Origin of the sequence: Mesorhizobium sp. M8A.F.Ca.ET.021.01.1.1 (assembly GCF_003998025.1) — a bacterium.
In the GTDB taxonomy this organism is placed as follows: domain Bacteria; phylum Pseudomonadota; class Alphaproteobacteria; order Rhizobiales; family Rhizobiaceae; genus Mesorhizobium.
On record NZ_RZSJ01000444.1, the window covers coordinates 1 to 5,319 of the forward strand.

The following is a 5,319-nucleotide window of genomic DNA, read 5'->3' on the forward strand; positions in this document are numbered from 1 at the left end:
CTACTGGACGCTGCACGCCGTGCTGGTGTCCCGGCACGAGGATCATGCCATCTTCGACGAAGCCTTCAGGCTGTTCTGGAAATCGCGCGAACTGATCGAGAAGCTGCTGGCGATGTTTTCGCCGGTGGCGCCTGACGTCAGGCAGAAGCAGAAGCCGCGGGCGGCCGAAAGCCGTGTCAGCCAGGCCATGTTCGAGGGTCACCAGAAGAACCAGCCGCCTCGGGAAATTCCGGAGATCGAGGTCGACGCCCGCTTCACTTTCTCCGGCAACGAGCTGTTGCGGGGCAAGGATTTCGCGCAGATGAACGCAGCCGAGATGGCCGACGCCAGGAAGGCGATCGCGGCGTTGCGGCTGCCCGTGGACATGGTGCGGACCAGGCGCTTCAAGGCCGATGCGCACGGCCATCGCATTGACCCGCGCGCCATGATGCGCGCGGCCGCGCGCACCGGCGGTGAATTGATCCTGCCGAAATTCCGCTCGGTCCGCGAAGTCCACCCGCCTCTGGTGGTGCTGGCCGACATTTCCGGTTCGATGAGCCAGTACACGCGCATCTTCCTGCATTTCCTGCATGCGCTGACGGAAAAGCGCCGGCGCGTGCACACGTTTGTCTTCGGCACGCGGCTGACCAATCTCACCCGGCAGATGCGCCACCGCGATCCCGATGCCGCGCTTGCCGACTGTTCGGCGGCGGTCAAGGACTGGTCCGGCGGCACGCGCATCGGCGATACGCTGGCCGAGTTCAACCTTGTATGGTCGCGGCGCGTGCTGGGGCAGGGCGCCGTGGTGCTTCTGATCACCGACGGGCTGGAGCGTGACGATGTCGTGGGCTTGTCGGAAGAGATGAAGCGGCTGCACAAATCCTGCCGGCGGCTGATCTGGCTGAACCCTTTGCTGCGCTTCGACGGTTTTCAGGCGCGGCCCCGCGGTGTGAAGGCGATGCTGCCGCATGTCGACGAATTCCGCTCGGTGCACAATCTCGACGCGCTCGCCGATCTCTGCGCCTCGCTGGACAAGAAATCGGCGCTTTCGGTCGATCCGCGGCGGTGGATGGATGCTGGCGCCAGGCACGCCGCATAGCCATATGTTTCCCGGCTCCTTGAAAAAACAGACCCTGAGAGAAGCAACGATGAGCGACAGCATCTATCTCGATGAGGCCCGCGACCCGCTGATCATCGCGGAAGCCTGGATGAAGGACGGCAAGGATGTCGCCATCGCGACCGTGGTCGAGACCTGGGGTTCGGCGCCGCGTCCGGTCGGCAGCCACCTTGTCATCGATGCCGATGGCAATTTCCACGGTTCGGTTTCGGGCGGCTGCGTCGAGGGCGCCGTCGTGACCGAGGCGGTCGACGTCATCGGCTCCGGCAAGGCCAGGATGCTTGAGTTCGGCGTCGCCGATGAGACGGCCTGGCAGGTGGGCCTGTCCTGTGGCGGCCGCATCAAGGTTTATGTTGAGCGATTGGGCTGACCTCGGATGGATCCCTATGCGCTGAAAACGCTCAATGCCGAGCGGCGCGCCCGCCGCGCGGCGATCCTCGTCACCGATCTCGGTGATGGTCGCGACCGTATCGTGCGCGAGGGGGACAACGTCGCCGGCGATCTCGGAGTGGCGATCGCCAAGGCGTTTCGATCCGGCAATTCCGGCTCCGTCGAGGCGGAAGGTCGGACCTTCTTTCTCAATGCGCATCTGCCGCGGCCGCGCCTTGTGGTGATCGGCGCCGTCCACATCAGCCAGGCGCTTGCGCCGATGGCCCGGATCGCCGGCTATCCGCTGGAGATCATCGATCCGCGCACCGCCTTTGCCACATCAGACCGTTTTCCCGATGTCGCCTTGCATGCGGACTGGCCGCAGGATGTGCTGGAGCGCCAGCCGCTCGACGCTTACACCGCGCTCGCCGCCGTCACCCATGACCCGAAGATCGATGATTTCGCGCTGAAGGCGGCACTCGACGCCAACTGTTTCTATGTCGGGGCGCTCGGCAGCCGCAAGACGCACGCCAAGCGCGTCGAGCGCCTGCTGGCGCTGGGCGCGAGTGCCGACCAGATCGCGCGTATCCACGCGCCGATCGGGCTGGACATTGGGGCGGCAAGCCCCGCCGAGATCGCCGTCGCCATTCTCGCCCAGACCATCCTTGCCTTCCGCTCGCGCGGCCTCGAAGCGAAGGGCGCGGTGGCGTGAAATTCGGGCCGGTTCCGATCGATCAGGCCGAGGGGGCTGTGCTGGCCCACGCCACCACCGCCGGCGAAAGGCGGTTTCGCAAGGCGCACAGGTTGAGCGCCGAAGATGTCTCCACGCTCAAAGGGGCGGGTATCCTGCAGGTTGTCGCCGCCGTGCTGGCCTCCGATGATCTCGGCGAGGACGCCGCGGCGCAAACGATTGCGCAGAGCATGACCTTTGGCGGCATCGAGGCAAGGCCCGCCGCCACGGGTCGGGTCAATCTCCACGCCAAGGCGGCCGGTATCTTCACGGTCAATGCCGCTGTCATCGACGCCATCAATGCCGTCGATCCGGCCATCACCATCGCCACGCTGGCTCAGCATGCGGCGGTAGAGAAGGGTCAGATGGTTGCGACGGTGAAGATCATCCCCTTCGCGGTCGCCTCATCGCTGGTCGACGCCGTGATGAATATCTGCGCAGGAGGCGAAATCTTTGCAGTCAACGCCTATCGGCCGGTGCGTGTCGGCGTCATCCAGACGGTGCTGTCGGGCACCAAGCCCAGTATGCTCGACAAGACCTTGCGCGTCACCGAAGCGCGGCTGGCGCGCTCGGGCGGCAGGCTGACGGTGGAGCGCCGCACGCCGCACGAGATCGCTCCTGTCGCCGAGGCCGCCACCGAGCTGGCGCGCGACAACGACATGGTGGTCATCTTTGGCGCGTCCGCCATGAGCGATTTCGCCGATGTCGTTCCGGCGGCGATCGAGAGGGCCGGGGGGACTGTTATCCGTGCCGGCATGCCGGTCGATCCCGGCAATCTGTTGGTGCTCGGCACACTCGGCGGCAAGCGCGTCATCGGCGCGCCTGGCTGTGCCCGCAGCCCCAAGGAGAACGGCTTCGATTGGGTGCTCGACCGGTTGATTGCAGGCCTCGATGTCACGGCGGGCGACATCGCCGGCATGGGCGTCGGCGGCCTGCTGATGGAGATACCGACGCGGCCGCAGCCGCGCGAGCCGTTGCCGGCGAAAAACCGGCTCAAGGTTGCAATCGTGCTTCTGGCGGCGGGCCGGTCGAGCCGCATGGGCGGACCGAACAAGCTGATGGCGCTTTTCGACGGCCAGCCGCTGGTGCGCCGCACCACCGAACGCGCGCTCGCCTCGAAGGCTTCGGGCACGATCGTCGTGACCGGCCATCAGCGCGAGCGGGTGCGTGCGGCATTGTCGGGCCTCGACGTCACCTTCGCCGACAATCCCGACTTTGCCGATGGCCTGTCGACCTCCCTGAAGGCCGGAATTGCCTATCTGCCTCAAGACGTCGCGGGTGCGATGATCGTTCTTGGGGACATGCCGGGCGTCGCATCCGATGACCTCGACCGGCTGATCGATGCGTTCCGCAAGGCCGGCGGCAACTCAGTGGTTCGCGCCTCGCATGAAGGCAAACGCGGCAATCCGGTGCTTCTGCCGCGTTCGCTGTTCGCGGCCGTCGGCCATCTCGAAGGCGATACCGGCGCACGTCATCTGGTCGAGGCCGAGGGGCTCGATGTCATCGATGTCGAGATCGGCGAGGGCGCGTCCGTCGACGTTGACACCCGAGAGGCTCTCGAAGGCGCGGGCGGCGTGCTGCAGGATTGACAAACCCGAGCCGAATTACGCATGCCTGAGTGATGTTTTTCAGTTCACCAGCGTTTGCGCTTCTACCCCCCTCTGGCCTGCGGGCCATCTCCCCCTCAAGGGGGGAGATCAGCAGTTTCGATGACGGTGTCCACCGTGCAACTTTGGAGCATGGCGAAAGCCGAACGCGTGTCCAATCTCCCCCCTTGAGGGGGAGATGGCCGGCAGGCCAGAGGGGGGCGTGCCGCGCTGCCTTCATGGCCTTGCTTTTCCTGTTTTCCGCCGCCCACGCCAATGCGCTCGAACTGAAATCCTTCAAAGACGATCTCTTCGCCTATCCGGCGACGCTCTCATCCGACACAAATGGTGCCTACACGGTCCTCGACTACCGTGAAATGCGCGACATCAACCAGCGTGACGAGGTGCCGGAAAAGCGCGTGCACGCCCAGTATGCCGACACCGGCGTGCGCAAGATGCAGCAGGATCTCATGCTGAAGACGGACGCCGGCGATGTCAGGCATGTCGCCGTCGGCAAGACGCAAGGGGCTGCCGTCATCGTGCTCTATCTGCACGGGCAGGGCGGCAGCCGCAAGCAAGGCATCGACGACTTCACCTTCGGTGGGAATTTCAACCGCCTCAAGAACCTGATGGCCGGCAATGGCGGGCTTTATATCTCTCCGGATTTTCCTGATTTCGGGGACAAGGGCGCAGCACTGGTCGCGGCCCTGATCGACCATTATGCCGAACAGTCCCCGGGCGCGAAAATCTTCGTCGCCTGCGGCTCGATGGGTGGTGCGCTGTGTTGGAAGCTTGCCGCCCGCAAGGATACGGGCGGGCGCATCAATGGATTGCTGCTGCTCGGATCGCTGTGGGACGAGAGCTTTCTCGCTAGCCCCGCCTTCAAGCGTCGCGTGCCAGTATTCTTCGGCCAGGGCAGCCATGATGTGGTCTTTCCCGTGGCCAACCAGGAAGCGTTCTTCCGCTCCATCCTAGCCAGGTCGAAGACCTATCCGACCCGCTTCGTCCGCTTCGAGACCGGCACGCATGGCACGCCGATCCGCATGGTCGACTGGCGCGGCACGCTCAACTGGATGCTTTCGAAGGCACCATAAGGCCCGATGCGCCATTTGGACTAAGGTGCTGTGTTGTAGTCGACAATCGTCTGCGGATTTTCCTCGCCGTCATACGACGCGTCGACGTCATACTGGACCAGCGAAAAATCGCCGTTGCGGAACAGATATGTCCCGGAGTCAGAGGCATCGCCGACGCCGCGCCATTTGTTGAACGTGGTGATCGTGTGAGCGTTGGGGTCATAGTCGGAGTTGACCGCCCACCCTGTGGTCTGGAAGCCGATCACCGTCACGCTCAACAGCTTGCCGTCGCTGTCATTGTTCTCGTAGCGTATATCGGTCTCGGGCTCGGCGAATTGCAGTTGCCTGACGCCGTCCACCTCGTCGGTCATGTAGTAGATCGAGCTTTCATTGTATGCGGCGGCCGAGCAAGAGAAATGGAACAGCCGGGTTTCCTTGTCTGGGTCGCCCGGCTGAGCATTCTTG

General features: G+C 64.4%; 6 protein-coding genes. 5 read left to right on the plus strand and 1 reads right to left on the minus strand.

Annotated features, from left to right (window positions below; genetic code table 11):
- The 5 genes from EOA36_RS26560 to EOA36_RS26585 form a co-directional block, all read left to right on the plus strand.
- A partial coding sequence (locus EOA36_RS26560) for a VWA domain-containing protein (RefSeq protein WP_127280085.1) occupies window positions 1–1,078 on the plus strand: 1,078 nt, incomplete at its 5' end.
- Window positions 1,079–1,127: 49 nt separating this feature from the next.
- Entirely contained in the window at window positions 1,128–1,466 is a 339-nt protein-coding gene (locus EOA36_RS26565; protein WP_127280086.1) for an XdhC family protein, read from the plus strand.
- A gap of 6 nt (window positions 1,467–1,472) precedes the next feature.
- Window positions 1,473–2,177, plus strand: a complete 705-nt coding sequence (locus EOA36_RS26570) for an XdhC family protein (protein ID WP_127280087.1) — start codon at window positions 1,473–1,475, stop codon at window positions 2,175–2,177.
- Entirely contained in the window at window positions 2,174–3,784 is a 1,611-nt protein-coding gene (locus tag EOA36_RS26575; protein ID WP_127280088.1) for a molybdopterin-binding/glycosyltransferase family 2 protein, read from the plus strand. The genes EOA36_RS26570 and EOA36_RS26575 overlap by 4 nt, the downstream gene beginning before the upstream one ends.
- Window positions 3,785–4,020: 236 nt before the next feature.
- A complete protein-coding gene (locus EOA36_RS26585; protein ID WP_127280089.1) occupies window positions 4,021–4,875 on the plus strand; it encodes an alpha/beta hydrolase in 855 nt (284 codons plus the stop codon).
- Between the two features lie 20 nt (window positions 4,876–4,895).
- Here EOA36_RS26585 and EOA36_RS26590 read toward each other — a convergent pair.
- Window positions 4,896–5,319: DUF1176 domain-containing protein (locus EOA36_RS26590; protein ID WP_127280090.1), on the minus strand; the 424-nt coding region annotated here is incomplete at its 5' end.

Bases quoted from the DNA above. Each gene is read 5' to 3' on its own strand.
- EOA36_RS26585 (WP_127280089.1), top strand. From the start codon at position 4,021: ATGGCCTTGCTTTTCCTGTTTTCCGCCGCCCACGCCAATGCGCTCGAA.
- EOA36_RS26565 (WP_127280086.1), top strand. From the start codon at position 1,128: ATGAGCGACAGCATCTATCTCGATGAGGCCCGCGACCCGCTGATCATC.
- EOA36_RS26570 (WP_127280087.1), top strand. From the start codon at position 1,473: ATGGATCCCTATGCGCTGAAAACGCTCAATGCCGAGCGGCGCGCCCGC.